The sequence below is a fragment of the Alteromonas macleodii genome, from assembly GCF_903772925.1.
Classification (GTDB): Bacteria; Pseudomonadota; Gammaproteobacteria; order Enterobacterales; family Alteromonadaceae; genus Alteromonas; species Alteromonas macleodii_A.
Genome location: NZ_LR812090.1, coordinates 255,946 through 268,573 on the forward strand (window position 1 = coordinate 255,946; position 12,628 = coordinate 268,573).

Here is a 12,628-nt window from a genome sequence, read left to right on the forward strand (position 1 = left end):
GGGTAAAATGTGGCTAGCACTAGAGCAGGGTTATTTAACTTTATCGTGATTGGGCTGGTGCTCGCTGTTTTGGCTACATCGTACGTGTATTACGCATCACCAGTGATAGAAGAAGCTGAGCAAGTAAACAAAGAAAACGCAGTGGCTCAGTTTCAACGGGTTGTTATGTTAGCCAGAGCCCAATGGATAAAGTCCAAGCAATCAAGGGTTTTGATTTACGAAACGGACTTTGATGCCAGTGGCAGTATAAAGCAGCAAAAAGAAGTGGCTGCAGAGTTATTTGTAAATACAAAGGGTTGGCCTGAGGGGCTGGAACCGGACCAAGGAAATGCGTGTGAATACATGTTCACATTGGCGACTTTAAGGGAATTCGATGTGTCGTCAAAAATATCGGTAAGCGATGAATACGCAAACGGATATTTGCAGTGTGTATTTTTTGTTCAAGACAAAGTTTGGTTTGAGTACAACGCTGGTAGCGGCGTAGTAAGAGAAAGAAAAAGTTAACTAAGCGTCGGAGTTATGCGCTTATTTGTAATCTAGGAGATGCTATGAACACGAGACAGCAAGGTTTTACGCTGATAGAGCTTATCATTGTTGTAATTATTTTAGGCTTGCTGGCGGCTACGGCGCTACCGCGTTTTATCGATGTTACCGATGAAGCACGAGAAGCTAGTGTAGAAGGTGTAGCAGGGGGCTTTGCCGCTGCTGTAGGTCTTGTGCGCGCGCAATGGGAAGTAGAAGGTCGCCCAAGTGGCAACAACGGGAACGGCAACGGCACAGTGGTTACTTACGACCAAACGCCAGTGGGCGTTGACGGTACCATTGGTTACCCTACCGGCAGCTCTACTGGTAATACACTTATTTCTACGGTTAACAATACCGAGTGTAAAAACACATTTGACCTAATTCTACAGTCGGCACCTACCAACACCACATCGACAAACGATACGGTTGTTGCTGATTTCAGATACGCGGTACGTTCAGATGACTCTGGTGCAAACACGCTTTGTGTTTACTACTTAGTTGAGTCTATGGGTTTACCTAATACTTCAGCACCAGCAGACGGCACGCCTGACGGTACCACGTTTGACGGTTTTACTTACAACCCAGCCACTGGCCAGGTTACTGTTTTTTAATTAATACTCAGGAAGTTTGATTATGCAAAAAGTATCAACACAACAGGGTTTTACCCTAATCGAGTTAATCATTGTTATCGTATTGCTGGGTATTCTAGCGGTAACCGCAGCACCTAAGTTTTTGAACCTTCAAGACGATGCACGTGATTCTGTATTGGAAGGTATTGCTGGTTCTCTAGAATCTGCTTCATCTGTTGTTTATGGTAAAGCTCTCATCAATGATGTAGCCGCTTCAAGTGATGGTTCGGATTCAGTCAATATTGGAAATTCTACTACTGTATCTGTGGTGTACGGATATCCAGATGCTGGAACTGCTGCAAATTTCACTAATATCCTTGATGCTGACATTAATGCAGTGGATGGTGATGGCAACTTAGTGGGAGATTACGCTACTGCAGCAGTGGGTGATGATACTATTCTTATATACTATACGGGTGCATACGATGGAGCACCCGCGTCTCCAGCTGCTACTAGTGCTTGTTCTGTTGCTTACACAAATTCAACAGCTGAAGGCGAGCGCCCTACAATTACTGTAAACACGTGTGTAGAGTAATGTGAAGAAAAACGGTTTTACACTAGTAGAACTTATTATAACCATATTGGTTATTGGGGTGCTGGCGGTCACCGCCGCACCTCGCTTTCTTGGTAGCGACACTGAAGAAGCTATTGCGCTTCGCGACAGAACTCTTCAACTAGTGCGCAATATGCAACTTCGCGCCATGCAAAACGTACAAGACAGCAGCTGCGTGAAAATAACGAGTACAGTTATTGCTCCCCCCGCTGGACACGACTGCGCAAATGCTCTTTCCACTGCTTTTGATGCCGATCAGGTTGTCAACGCATCTAATACTGATTTTACTTTTCAAACTGCAGATGAAAACGGCGATAGTTTTTCCCAAATTCAGTTTGACGGGTTTGGCCGACCAAACAATATTGCCTGCTCAACTAACTGCAAAATTCAAATAAGTACCTTTACCATGTGTTTGCAAAGTGAAGGGGCCATTTATGCGTGCTAGCACAATGTTTCCTACGCGTAAAAAACACAGTGAAGGCTTTACTTTATTAGAGCTGGTAATTGGTATTGTTGTATTCACTATCAGCTTAACAATAGTGCTGTCGCTAATTGTGCCGCAAGCTGAACAAACGGCTGAACCATTTCGTCAAGTAAAAGCAGCTAAGTTGGGCCAATCGTTAATGAACGATATTCTAAGCCGCTCCTATGATGAAAACAGCGACCGAAGCCCGCCTTTTGTCACCTGCGTCGATAAACCTGATCCGTCTAATGTCAATGATAACTTGTGTTCCGACGTTCTAGGTCCCGACGCTGGTGAAACCTCTGAAGAAGCTTATGACGATGTAGATGATTATAATGGTTATGCTATTAGCAATATTGGCGGCAATTATAATGGCTTTGCTTACAGTGTCGGTGTTACTTATGACTCGTCGATAGATGTTACCATAGATGTTACTTCTGATCCTCAATCAGATGTATATTGCCCTGACCCATTAGAGCCTATTAATGTCTGCATCCCTCCTGAAAACAAACAATATAAACGTATCGATATCGTAGTCACGGCACCTGACGGACAAATCTATAACTTTAGCGCTTATCGAGGGAGCTATTGATGCCCCGATCAAAAGCACAGCGCCAGCGCGGTTTTACACTTATAGAGCTTATTCTAGTGATCACTATTTTAGGTGTAATTAGTGTTTCTGTTGCGCAGGTGATTTCACTAAGTGCGCAAATTTATATAACAGGTGCAGAGCGTACCCGCCTTGTTTCAGACGCGCGCTTCATTATTTTACGACTGGAAAAAGAACTTCGAAATATTGTGCCTAACTCGGTCTCCTTTGACGCTAGTTTAGGGTGCTTAACCTACTATCCAATCGTTATGAGCGGTACATATACCGCAGACCCTTTTGATGATGACTTACATTCTGTCGTTTTTAAAATGAAAGCCCCCGCATCTGGAGATAAATTAGTTATCTACCCAACGAGTCCGCAAAGTGTGATTGATAACAGCGTAGACTATAATGGATATAACGCCGCCACCGATAACGAAGGAAATGTTTTAGATCACCAATACATAATTGAGTTAGGAGCCGTAAACACTCAATCCTCCCCTGGGAAGCGTTTTTTTGTGTTTAACATAAATCCAGTGTCAGTGTGTAAGGAAACAACGGCGCAGGGTGAGGCTTTGGTCCGCAGAGATGGAGTGAGTACAGGCATTATCGCAACGAATGTAAGTAGTTGGAGTGCAGACGTAATAACGGTAAGTTTGCGTCAAAATGCTTTGGTCAAATTAGACTTGACGCTCATCGGTAATGATGACGAATCGTTAGCTTTCTCGCACGAGGTGCATTTCCCTAATGTTCCCTAAAAGACAAAATATGTTATCGCTCTCTCGCACTCTATCAAAACAACGTGGCTCTACCACTATTGTGGCAATCATTATTAGCATTGTACTTCTAGGGCTTGGCATTGCGTTGTCTAATCAGATTTCATCAAACATACGTCAGCAATCCATTGAGTATTATGGCGCTCGCGCCTACTTAGCAGCGCAGAGCGGTGTTGAAATGATGGTATCTCGGCTTGTCGAACTAAATGACCCACTGTGTCCAAACGAATATGTGCTTCCGCTGCAAAGTACGGTTTCTTTCCCTAATTGTGTCATCAGCGTTAAATGTCAGGACGCCTTGGACGTAATTGAACCTGATGTCGCCTCTGAAAAGATAGATGTCTACGAGTTCACCGCAACGGCAAGCTGTAGCAGCGGGCAAATCAATACCTCTAGAAGGGTAACTGTAGAAGTACGGCAGGAACAATAATGAACTTAAAGTCTATTTCACTGTTTTGTTTTTTTCTCACTTTATGTTTTGCACTACCGGCCTCTGCCGTCCCCCAAATCGAAGGCAGGTTCATTGAACTTCAAAATACCTACAACAAAGCAGAGTGGACAACCATAAGCTTTTCGCAGGTATACGACGAGCCTCCAGCTGTGTTTATGCTATCGACAAATCAGGGGGGTAACCCTGCTATTGTTAAAATCCGCAACGTTACCAGAACGGGTTTTGAAGCATTACCGCTTGAGCCCTCTGGTGAAGATGGCCCTCATATCACCATGGGTGGGCATTACTTGGCTATTGCCTACGGCGTTCACGAATTCCCTGACGGCGACATTGTTGAAGTAGGAAAAATGGAGTTAGATGCTACTACTATACAAGCATCAGTAAACTCTCCTTGGTACGAACCTAATGGTCCTTTGAGAGTTGGCGAAGAAGATGCACGATACGCACAAGTGCCACTGCAAACAGATTTTGCCGAAAAGCCGGTATTTTTTCATTCGCTTCAAACGGTAAATAATCAGGTCGATGTGAGAGGGGAGGCTCCACCGGACACATACCTTCTTCCCTATTTAACGGTGGCCGCAAAATACGACGCTATTGGCAGCAATGCTCAACCACCTATTCCTCAGCTAAGCCAGGCTTACTTTGTTGCACTAGAGGCGTCGGAAACGCTTTATGAACCTGTTACGCGTACAGAGACACTGGCGTATATGGCAACCACTGAAGGCGATGGCCGCGTGTTCTTTGACGACAACGGGGTGCAAGTTGATTGGGAAGCGTTCTTTGCCGATAACCAAATAGTGGGGTGGAGTGACAGGTGCACGTATAATTTTTATAGGAATAGTTATGCCCAAACGCCCCTTGTTGCTGCTAGTAAAATTAGTCGCAATGGTGGCGATGGGGGCTGGTTGAGAAGCTGTGGCGTAAATAGCACGCGCTTAGGTCTTCGCGTGGATGAGGACAGAAGCCGAGATAATGAGCGAAATCACGACCCAGAGGATGCCAGTATCATTGCGATGACCTCGGAATTTGTTTTTAGTGGTGAGTTTCCTAGCTGTGAAGTTGCTTTTCCCGGTGCTCTGGCTACCTTCGGAGGCAGTGAAATTTATCTAGGAGCGAATAGCCGAGTCTTTGATGATAACGGCGGGGTATTAACTTCCTTGGGTGTGAATAGTGATGCAGATACTGCAGAAGCTTTTCCTAAATGTGGTGAAAATGCTGTTGCGTGTTTTCCTTCAAATACAAATGCGCTAAGCGAGTCTCAAGCGCGGGCTATACCTTCCATTACTATTGACGACGGCGGCCCAGAAATTACTCCTGGGGATTTAGCCGGGGATTATTACTTCAGTCGAACTACCGTCAACATGGGATTGGGCATTTATAATGTTATTGCGCCAACGCGAATTTATGTCGATAACCCAGGAGATAACCCTTTAGGGGTTTCAACGATTTTCTCGATGGTAGACGCAAGCATAAATGTCGCTGACGGCGCTTACCTTGCTATCTATGTTAACGGCGATGTCGTGATTGATGGTTCAAATCCGCAAGCTGTAGTGCTTGCAACAGGAAGTATAACGTTTGTAAATGTATCTGGCGAAACTATAGTGGGCTCGTTTACCGCTGGCGCTGGTATAGAATCCCGAGCAGAGTTGAGTGTTCAAGAAACGACGGTTCCAAACAATATACCCGGCATATGCGGTCGTGAGGTTATTGAGGTATTAAATCACTATCGATTTGAGTTAGCGGATAACAGGGGCAGTAGTTGCGCCGCGAAAGAAGTGACATTAAAGGCATGTGCAGATGTAGACTGCGACTTGCTATATTCCCAAAGCGCAACAGTAGGCCTATTACCAAGCTCCAATAATTATACATGGTCACCTAGCGATAGTGTTACCTTCATCGGGCAAACATCACTTACCATAGATAGCCTAAACGGAAATGACCCCACGCTTGCTACTTCAGGCGAGTCGCCTTCGTCACAGCTTCGATGCTTTATCGGTGGCTCCGAGGTAAACCTCAACAGCTGCAAGGTAAATTTTGAAGCTGATGGCCTTACCTTTAAAAACCTCACAGACAACAGTGATACCTTAGTCACGCAGTTATCGGGTAAGCCTTCGGATGTGGGCTTCAACGGGAAGCAATACGCTATCGAGGCTTGTGGAGATACAGACTTACTTAGAAACAAGCTTGTAGACGTTGAATTGAATTACAACTGTGGAAGCGCGTCTACCTGTTCAAATAAACTGGTCTTTGAAAATAATGGCAATGAATATGAGCTAGGAACAAGTTCAGATACATTCCAACTGCAATTTGACGATAATTCGCAGGCTATTTTTTCTATTCAGTACCCTGATGCTGGTGAACTATCGCTTAGTGCTGAAATTGCTGATCGAAGTCCTATTTCTGGGTCATCTAATACTTTCATAGTTAGGCCGTTTGGTTTTGCGCTAGATATACTAGACGATGCAGGCAATACAACGAACCCCAATGGATATGCTAACAGCGCTAACGATTCACTACTTAAGTTAACAGGTGAAGATTTTATTCTTGGAATAAAAAGTGTGCAGTGGGTTGATGGTGAAGACGCTAATGATGATGGTATTCCCGATAATTATGGGCAACTGCTAAACAACCGCACGGCAGAGCATTTTTCTGGGAGCGTTTCGCTTTCGCCCACCACTTCATTACCAGCAGGTGGAACAACCGGGACTCTAGCAGGGGCTGAAAGCGGTGTGATCTTCGATAATGAGAGCGAATTAAATGTAGCGTTGAATTACAGTGAAGTTGGGATAATAAGTATCGCTGCTACAAGTAATTATCTTGCTAGTTCTACAGTGACAGGGTTAGCAGCTAACGTTGGCCGATTTGCGCCTTCAAACTTTACCTTAACCGGTGAAGTGACCCCAGCGTGCGATATAAATGAAAACTTTACTTATTTCGGTCAGCCAATTCCAAGCGTTACCTATACCCTTGCTGCCACAAATCATTTGGGCTCGGTTACTCAGAACTACTTTGCCGGGTTTGATAAGTTGAACGCTATGGGGCTTGAGGTTGGCTACGACACGCCGCTAATAAGGCTCGACAGGCTTATTAATGATGATACAGGCACGTGGCCGCAAAGCGGGGCTACTGGTGTATTGAGTATGGTTGACAACGACGTTACGTTTAAGCGTTTGGGAAGTTCTGCAACAGATACAGACGGACCTTTTGAGGATACGTCGCTAGTGCTAACGTTTGCGTCTTCTTTTGTTGACGGTGCTACGGTGAATGGTATTTCTTGCACAAGCGATTGTGTTGCGACTATCGATAGCGATTTAATGTTCGCCTACGGCCGAGCCACGTTAATAAACAACTATGGCGCAGCAGATGAAGCCCTACTGTTACCACTTCGCACCCAATACTGGGACGGTCAAACGTGGCGCATAAACACATACGACAGCTGCACGGATTTTGCACATGCTAGTATAAATGATGCCTCAGGTGAGCTAGTTTCTTCTGAAGACGGAACCCTAAGTGAAGGTGCGTATACCACCGGCGAAGGCATGCGTTTATCATCGCCAAACGGGGCTGGTAATTATCCTGTGACTTATACCCCTGATGCATGGTTGCTGTGGGATTGGGATGGAGATGGCGAAGCTGACAATCCGCCTAGCGCCACGCTAACCTATGGTGTTTACAGAGGGAACGACAATATCATTTACAAGCGCGAACAAATCAACAATTAGAAAAGTAAGGGGGAGGTTTGGTCGTAACGCCGTGCGTTAAAAATACCATCACGACCTCAGTACTTAAAAAAACCGGACCAATAGGTAGATTGTTTTTTTGAACCTTCCATTTTTCATGGGGTCACTAGTGAGTCTAATGTAGGAATCAATCAATTAACGCGTAGGTTCTAAGCCTTAATGAGGCAGACGCCGAATTTGCTTGTTAATAAAGTAGTTATTTTGGCTCTAAGTGACAGCATCACTTGCCCAAAATTGCCCCCATTGTTAAAGTGTGCGAATAAATATCGACTTCACGTTAAAGCGTCGCCATCTCACCTTTGCAAATACGCGTTAACATAGAAACAGGAATACACACTTCATGTTTAAAAAGCTTCGAGGCATGTTCTCTAATGATCTGTCCATCGACCTCGGAACAGCAAACACGCTGATTTATGTAAAAGACCAGGGTATTGTTCTAAACGAGCCTTCAGTAGTAGCTATTCGTCAAGAGCGCGCAGCCGGGCCGAAAAGTGTTGCGGCAGTAGGTGCAGAAGCTAAGCGAATGCTAGGTCGTACACCAGGTAATATACGCGCTATCCGCCCGATGAAAGACGGTGTTATCGCTGACTTTTATGTGACTGAAAAAATGCTTCAGCACTTTATTAAGCAAGTGCATGATAATAATTTCTTGCGTCCTAGTCCTCGTGTATTGGTATGTGTACCTTGTGGTTCAACACAAGTAGAACGCCGAGCGATTAAAGAATCTGCTTTGGGAGCAGGTGCACGAGAAGTTTACCTTATTGACGAGCCAATGGCTGCGGCAATCGGTGCAGGCTTGCCTGTATCAGAAGCGCAGGGTTCTATGGTGGTAGATATCGGTGGTGGTACTACTGAGGTTGCTATCATCTCACTAAACGGCGTGGTTTATTCATCTTCTGTTCGTATTGGTGGTGATAAATTCGACGAAGCTATCATTAACTATATTCGTCGTAATTTCGGTTCTCTTATTGGTGAAGCTACTGCTGAGCGTATTAAGCACGAAATTGGCGCGGCGTATCCAGGCGAAGAGGTTCGTGAGATCGAAGTTCGTGGTCGCAATCTAGCAGAAGGCGTACCTCGCGGGTTCACGCTAAATTCAAATGAAATTCTTGAAGCGCTTCAAGAACCGCTAACGGGTATTGTTTCTGCCGTTATGGTGGCGCTAGAGCAGTCTCCACCAGAGCTTGCTTCTGATATTTCTGAGCGCGGTATGGTACTTACCGGCGGTGGTGCACTTCTTAAAGATCTAGATAGGCTATTAATGGAAGAAACGGGTATCCCAGTGGTTATCGCTGATGATCCGTTAACCTGTGTAGCACGCGGCGGTGGTAAGGCTTTCGATATGATTGACCTTCACGGTGGCGACCTGTTTAGCTACGAATAAACAGGAAAGGCAACCGTAAGGTTGCCTTATTTGTATCATGGATACTATTTTTACTCGCGGCCCTTCTCTAAATATCAGGCTTACGCTGGCGCTTGTGTTGTCAGTAACACTGATATTTGTTGATCATAAAATGGATGGCTTCAAATCTACGCGGGTGTACCTCAACTCTCTGATGAGCCCACTTCAATACATTGCTAACCTCCCCGGGTTAATGCTTAGCGAAAGCGCCCAGCGCCTTACCTCTAAAGAACAGTTACTGGCTGAAAATCAAAAGCTGAATAATCAGCTGTTACTAATGAGCGAAAAACTTCAGCAGTACGATGTTATCGCAAAAGAAAATGCTCAGCTTCGCGAGCTGCTGCAAGCTCCCGTGCGTCTATCTTCACAAAAAATGGTTGCCGAACTGATGGCGGTAGATAAGAACCCCTATAGCCAGCAGGTGGTCATTAATAAAGGGGCAATAGATGGGGTATATTTGTCGCAGCCTGTGCTTGATGAAAAAGGTATTGTCGGTCAGGTGATGGAAGTGGGGTCAACCAACAGTCGTGTATTGCTGATTGCTGATGTGACACACGCCATCCCAGTGCGCTCCCTTCGAAATGATATCCGCTTTATTGCCACCGGCAGCGGCGCACTTAACGAGTTATATCTTGAACATGTACCGCACAGCGTAGACATTCAGGAAGGCGATACCCTTATTTCATCGGGGCTGGGGAAGGTATTTCCAGAAGGTTACCCTGTAGCAACAGTTAAACAGGTAGTGAGAGATGAAAGTCGTCCTTTTGCTCGGGTGATAGTTACACCAATGGCGAATTTAGACAGACTTCGTCATCTTCTACTTTTATGGCGTACGGATGATTCGCCACAAAAGTCTGAGTCTGGTAAGGATGAAAAGGTAAAAACACCTGCTACCAACGAGGAAGAGTCTTCAGATGCGTAAACGTAACCTCGTTATTTGGTTGAGTCTGTTAGTGGCGCTGGTACTGCAAATTGTCCCTTTGCCCACTCAAGTAGATGTGTATCGCCCTGACTGGGTGCTAGTTGTGCTCGCATACTGGAGTATGGCCTTGCCCCACAGAGTAAATGTAGGTGTGGCCTTTTTAACTGGTGTTGCGATGGATGTGCTGGTTGGCACAACCTTGGGCATTCACAGCTTTGGTTTAAGTATTTGTGTTTATGTATTGGCTGCCAATTACCAAAGGCTAAGAAATTACTCTGTATGGCAGCAGGCAATTATTATTGGTCTACTTGCTTCGCTATATCATTTATTGACGTTTTGGGTTCAACACCTCTTAACGGATATTTATTTCCAAGTGGATTACTTGTGGCCAGTCTTAACGTCTATGGTGCTTTGGCCGTGGGTGTTTTGGCTACTTAGGCGTACGCGCAGACAATTATCAATTTCTTAATATAAACACCTTCACGATTAAACCAAAGGTAAGCCAATGACAAAATCGGTAGTGTTAGCGTCGGCCTCACCACGACGCACTGCTTTGCTCAAGCAAATGAACATAGCCCATACAATACAACCTGCCGATATTGATGAGTCGCCCCGTGAAAATGAATCACCATTGGAGCTTGTAGCAAGGCTTGCCACTGAAAAAGCCCAAGCGGTGAAGTCACAGCTAGTGACTAAGCGTGCAATGACGAAAGACAAAGTCATTTTAGCTAGCGACACGCTTATATCTTTTAACGGGCGAAGTGTGGGTAAACCTGAAGGTAAAGCCGACTCAAAACGCATTCTTACCATGCTTTCTGGTAAAACTCATGATGTACTTACGGCTATTTGTGTACTCGATGACGCTCAGCAACAGACCCAAGTCATTACCACATCCGTGACTTTTGCAGCATTGACGGATGAGCAAATTGACGCATACTGGGAAACAGGAGAACCTGCTGATAAAGCAGGGAGTTACGCTATTCAGGGTATTGGTGGTGAATTTGTGGTCTCTATCAACGGTAGTGCAAGTGCCGTAATAGGCCTACCACTGTACGAAACCCGCCAATTACTTAATGCATTTGGAGTTGTGTCGTGAGTGCTGAACTGCTTATTAACGTTACCCCGTCAGAGTCGCGGGTAGCGCTTATTGAAAACGGAATACTGCAAGAAATTCACGTTGAGCGTCATACTAAACGGGGTTTAGTTGGCAATATTTATCGTGGAAAAGTAAGTCGTGTATTGCCGGGAATGCAGGCGGCATTTGTCGATATTGGGTTAGAAAAAGCGGCGTTTTTACATGCATCTGACATTGTCATTCACAATGAAATTGCCGAAGAAGTCTCGGCAAGTCATATACAGAAGCAGGACATTCGCGAGCTGGTGCGTGATGGTCAAGATATTGTGGTTCAAGTGGTAAAAGATCCCATCGGTACCAAAGGTGCACGCCTTACCACAGATATCACTATCCCCAGCCGCTATCTCGTATTTATGCCTTCGGTAACTCACGTTGGTGTATCGCAACGCATTGAAGAAGAGTCAGAAAGAGATCGTTTAAAATCTCTTGTACAAGAGTTTTGCGATGAGAACGGCGGCTTTATTCTTCGTACTGCCGCAGAAGGCGTGGGTAAAAATGAGTTGCAGTCAGACGCCGCGTTTTTGCGAAGACTGTGGGATAAAATTCAGTCTCGAATGAAAAAGCGCAAGTCGAACGTACTTTATGAAGATTTACCGCTTGCACGACGGGTTCTGCGAGACTTTGTAGGCACAGAGCTAGACAGAATTCGAATCGACTCAAAACTATCATTTAACGAACTACACCAGTTTACCAAAGAGTACGTGCCGGAAATGAACGGCAAGCTCGAGTATTACCCTGGTGATAGACCTATTTTTGATTTATATGATGTTGAAAACGAGGCGCAGCGGGCGCTAGAGCGTCGTGTGGACTTAAAATCTGGCGGCTATTTGATCATCGATCAAACCGAAGCCATGACCACCATCGATATCAATACTGGTGCCTTTGTTGGTCACCGAAATTTAGAAGAAACAATTTTTAACACTAATATTGAAGCGACGCAGGCGATTGCCCGTCAACTAAGATTGCGTAACTTAGGCGGTATGATCCTTATCGACTTCATCGATATGATTGAACCAGACCACAAACGACGTGTCTTACATTCATTAGAAGTGGCGACGAACAAGGACAGAGCCAAAATAAATATTCACGGTTTTACCGCGTTAGGGCTTATTGAAATGACCCGTAAACGCACCCGTGAAAGCATTGAGCATATACTGTGCGGCGAATGCCCTGTGTGCAAAGGCCGAGGCACAGTAAAAACTATTGAAACCATTTGCTTTGAAATTATGCGTGAAATTGTAAGGGTGAATCGCGCCTACGACGCAGATAAGTTTGTGGTTTATGCCTCACCAAAAGTGGCAGAAGCCTTAATGGGTGAAGAGTCTCATATGCTGGCCGAACTAGAAGTATTTGTGTCTAAACAGATCAAGGTCCAAACTGAAACACTGTACAATCAGGATAAGTACGACGTCGTCATGATGTAATGCATTAACGTATACGAAG

The 12,628-nt window shown here is 45.0% G+C and carries 13 protein-coding genes; all 13 read left to right on the forward strand.

Annotated features, from left to right (window positions below):
• Nucleotides 1-9: 9 nt before the first annotated feature.
• The gene (locus tag PCAR9_RS01120; protein WP_179982051.1) at nt 10-504 is read left to right on the forward strand and encodes a hypothetical protein; all 495 of its coding nucleotides are present in this window, start codon (nt 10-12) and stop codon (nt 502-504) included.
• 44 nt (nt 505-548) lie between these two features.
• On the forward strand, nt 549-1,136 hold the full coding sequence (locus PCAR9_RS01125) for a prepilin-type N-terminal cleavage/methylation domain-containing protein (RefSeq protein ID WP_179982052.1): 588 nt from the start codon (nt 549-551) through the stop codon (nt 1,134-1,136).
• Nucleotides 1,137-1,158: 22 nt separating this feature from the next.
• The gene (locus PCAR9_RS01130) at nt 1,159-1,689 is read left to right on the forward strand and encodes a type II secretion system protein (protein WP_179982053.1); all 531 of its coding nucleotides are present in this window, start codon (nt 1,159-1,161) and stop codon (nt 1,687-1,689) included.
• 1 nt (nt 1,690) lies between these two features.
• Entirely contained in the window at nt 1,691-2,152 is a 462-nt protein-coding gene (locus PCAR9_RS01135; RefSeq protein ID WP_179982054.1) for a type II secretion system protein, read from the forward strand.
• Nucleotides 2,142-2,762 carry a type II secretion system protein gene (locus PCAR9_RS01140; protein WP_179982055.1) on the forward strand — a complete coding sequence of 207 codons (621 nt, stop codon included), beginning with the start codon at nt 2,142-2,144 and terminating at the stop codon, nt 2,760-2,762. The genes PCAR9_RS01135 and PCAR9_RS01140 overlap by 11 nt, the downstream gene beginning before the upstream one ends.
• On the forward strand, nt 2,762-3,517 hold the full coding sequence (locus PCAR9_RS01145; protein ID WP_232091084.1) for a PulJ/GspJ family protein: 756 nt from the start codon (nt 2,762-2,764) through the stop codon (nt 3,515-3,517). Before PCAR9_RS01140 ends, PCAR9_RS01145 begins: the two co-directional genes overlap by 1 nt.
• Nucleotides 3,518-3,527: 10 nt before the next feature.
• Nucleotides 3,528-3,965 carry an agglutinin biogenesis protein MshP gene (locus tag PCAR9_RS01150; RefSeq protein WP_230633726.1) on the forward strand — a complete coding sequence of 146 codons (438 nt, stop codon included), beginning with the start codon at nt 3,528-3,530 and terminating at the stop codon, nt 3,963-3,965.
• Nucleotides 3,965-7,708 (forward strand): H-type lectin domain-containing protein, encoded by a 3,744-nt coding sequence (locus PCAR9_RS01155; RefSeq protein WP_232091085.1) that lies wholly within the window; start codon nt 3,965-3,967, stop codon nt 7,706-7,708. The genes PCAR9_RS01150 and PCAR9_RS01155 overlap by 1 nt, the downstream gene beginning before the upstream one ends.
• Before the next feature lie 358 nt (nt 7,709-8,066).
• Nucleotides 8,067-9,110 (forward strand): rod shape-determining protein, encoded by a 1,044-nt coding sequence (locus PCAR9_RS01160; protein WP_118490596.1) that lies wholly within the window; start codon nt 8,067-8,069, stop codon nt 9,108-9,110.
• Nucleotides 9,111-9,147: 37 nt separating this feature from the next.
• Nucleotides 9,148-10,050: a rod shape-determining protein MreC gene (mreC, locus tag PCAR9_RS01165; RefSeq protein ID WP_179982057.1), complete on the forward strand. Its 903-nt coding sequence runs from the start codon at nt 9,148-9,150 to the stop codon at nt 10,048-10,050.
• Nucleotides 10,043-10,519, forward strand: a complete 477-nt coding sequence (gene mreD / locus PCAR9_RS01170; protein ID WP_118490591.1) for a rod shape-determining protein MreD — start codon at nt 10,043-10,045, stop codon at nt 10,517-10,519. Before mreC ends, mreD begins: the two co-directional genes overlap by 8 nt.
• Nucleotides 10,520-10,555: 36 nt before the next feature.
• Nucleotides 10,556-11,146 carry a Maf family protein gene (locus PCAR9_RS01175; protein ID WP_179982058.1) on the forward strand — a complete coding sequence of 197 codons (591 nt, stop codon included), beginning with the start codon at nt 10,556-10,558 and terminating at the stop codon, nt 11,144-11,146.
• On the forward strand, nt 11,143-12,609 hold the full coding sequence (rng, locus tag PCAR9_RS01180) for a ribonuclease G (RefSeq protein WP_179982059.1): 1,467 nt from the start codon (nt 11,143-11,145) through the stop codon (nt 12,607-12,609). The genes PCAR9_RS01175 and rng overlap by 4 nt, the downstream gene beginning before the upstream one ends.
• The last annotated feature ends 19 nt before the right edge of the window (nt 12,610-12,628 follow it).

Excerpts from the sequence above, each read along its gene's own strand:
- PCAR9_RS01125 (WP_179982052.1), top strand. The coding sequence starts at position 549 with ATGAACACGAGACAGCAAGGTTTTACGCTGATAGAGCTTATCATTGTT.
- PCAR9_RS01175 (WP_179982058.1), top strand. The coding sequence starts at position 10,556 with ATGACAAAATCGGTAGTGTTAGCGTCGGCCTCACCACGACGCACTGCT.
- mreD (WP_118490591.1), top strand. The coding sequence starts at position 10,043 with ATGCGTAAACGTAACCTCGTTATTTGGTTGAGTCTGTTAGTGGCGCTG.
- PCAR9_RS01145 (WP_232091084.1), top strand. The coding sequence starts at position 2,762 with ATGCCCCGATCAAAAGCACAGCGCCAGCGCGGTTTTACACTTATAGAG.
- PCAR9_RS01150 (WP_230633726.1), top strand. The coding sequence starts at position 3,528 with ATGTTATCGCTCTCTCGCACTCTATCAAAACAACGTGGCTCTACCACT.
- PCAR9_RS01155 (WP_232091085.1), top strand. The coding sequence starts at position 3,965 with ATGAACTTAAAGTCTATTTCACTGTTTTGTTTTTTTCTCACTTTATGT.
- PCAR9_RS01130 (WP_179982053.1), top strand. The coding sequence starts at position 1,159 with ATGCAAAAAGTATCAACACAACAGGGTTTTACCCTAATCGAGTTAATC.
- mreC (WP_179982057.1), top strand. The coding sequence starts at position 9,148 with ATGGATACTATTTTTACTCGCGGCCCTTCTCTAAATATCAGGCTTACG.
- PCAR9_RS01160 (WP_118490596.1), top strand. The coding sequence starts at position 8,067 with ATGTTTAAAAAGCTTCGAGGCATGTTCTCTAATGATCTGTCCATCGAC.
- PCAR9_RS01140 (WP_179982055.1), top strand. The coding sequence starts at position 2,142 with ATGCGTGCTAGCACAATGTTTCCTACGCGTAAAAAACACAGTGAAGGC.